Source organism: Moorena sp. SIO2C4, from assembly GCF_010672485.1.
In the GTDB taxonomy this organism is placed as follows: Bacteria; Cyanobacteriota; Cyanobacteriia; order Cyanobacteriales; family Coleofasciculaceae; genus Moorena; species Moorena producens.
The window spans coordinates 1-1,641 of sequence record NZ_JAAHGN010001364.1 but is presented as its reverse complement, the minus strand read 5'-3'; the positions used below and the strand labels follow the sequence as shown (position 1 = coordinate 1,641).

Sequence of the window (1,641 nt, the reverse complement as noted above, 5' to 3'; positions counted from 1 at the left end):
ATAGCAAGTCCGAAAGCCGGTAGAGAAAGTAAACCTTGACTTATATCAATTTTGATCGTGGATAGGAATAGAGCAGCAGGAAGTAAGGCATTGATAATTAAGGTTTTAATGGCACCAACTGCTACAGGTTTTTGAAATTTCCCTTTCAGCGCATAACCAATAGCAATGAAAAGCACCAGGGGGATGACTTTATCAATAGCCAAAGTCCTCAACCTTTACTGGATTTAACAGTGTCTTGACGCAGCAGTACCAATTCTCGATCCAAATCATCGTAAAATCCCTGACGAGCTCTTACTGCCATGGCCACGCCCTGCCATACTTGCCAAAGGGTTTGGGGAGAATTAGCGGTCTGCTCAATCACATCTAAGATTTCCTCAGCATGGTCTTGATCACAGTCGCAGTGAACGGCAAAGAATTCTTGTCCTTTTGTGGAAATACCCAGTTTTTTCAGACCTGCTAAAATCAGTTGGTTTTCATAGGGTAGGATAGATTCCGTGAAAGCCAGTATCCCCAATCCAAAGGCAGCGGGGTATTGGAAGCAAGCAGTTGTGTAGATTTGCAGGTAGCGTTGGGTTCCTGGTAATAATTCTTGTGATGACTTTGGTAGAGGTATGGACTGACCTGGTGCGATCGCTGATAATTCTTCAAATAACTGCTGCCACATTTGAGGATGGGGTTTGCTATGGCCAGGTTTCCCCGATAATCCGTGTTCTTCATAGAGATTCTTTAATAAAGGGATTCGGGTTTGGGGTGTAGGTAACTTAGAAGCAACAGCAGTCAGCCAATTGGGGAAGCACCAACTGATCAGATAACGCTGCTTGAGCCAAGTTTCTAGGTTACGACTTACGCCAGTTTCCCTGATTAAACCGGATAATCGGGGATGATCAGCAACTAAGACTCCTAATTTTTGATCAGTAGTGGATAAATCCTCTAGGTGAGTGTGCCTTAACGGTGGATTTTGGAAACTCAGCAACCAGGGATGCTGGAGTAGAGCATGATTTCGGGCATAATGGGGAATTTGCTGGGGAGAACCCAGACTTTGGATGGTAGCGATGGAAAAGCTGTTGGCTGATTCGGCTTGGGTGGGTCTATCTAACTCCTGCGAGACCTGTAGAGTCCGCATATATTCTAGAAAGTCTTGCATGACCTAATTTCACTAGTAGTAATAGTGTTTTTACTGTTTTCTACAATGAAAGCTTAGTCCCAACAGGAAGAAGTTACAGAAGTCAGAAGTCTGAAGTCAGAAGTCTGAAGTCAAACTCTGGCGCTTACTTTGGGCTTCCACACTTATACAGCAAGCTCGAATTATGATTTCATGGCTGTTAAGTCAGATCAACGGTTTTACTATACCGATTAAGCACTGATAAATAGGGCTTGGTGATTCTGGCTATGGTTTCGCCCCCCACCCGGCCTGTCTTCAAACTTGGAGATCCCCCTAAATCCCCCTTAAAAAAGGGGGACTTTGAGAAGCCTCCCACCTGATTAAGGACTTTGAGAATGGCTCCCCCCTTAAAAAGCTATGCTTTATAAACATCTTTCTTAACATAAAACTTGACAAAAAGAGTCAAGTGTGTGTTCTGGCTAGAATCGCCTCTGGCATCTATTATCACAAATATGGAACAATGGATATTGAAAGAGCTA

Annotated in this window: 1 protein-coding gene and 1 pseudogene; both read right to left on the bottom strand. The window is 43.7% G+C overall.

What is annotated here, in order from left to right:
• Positions 1 to 203 (bottom strand): annotated as a pseudogene (locus F6K20_RS37605) (AEC family transporter); the annotation flags it as partial.
• Positions 204 to 208: 5 nt separating this feature from the next.
• Positions 209 to 1,144: an iron-containing redox enzyme family protein gene (locus F6K20_RS37600; RefSeq protein ID WP_287298269.1), complete on the bottom strand. Its 936-nt coding sequence runs from the start codon at positions 1,142 to 1,144 to the stop codon at positions 209 to 211.
• Between the last annotated feature and the right edge of the window lie 497 nt (positions 1,145 to 1,641).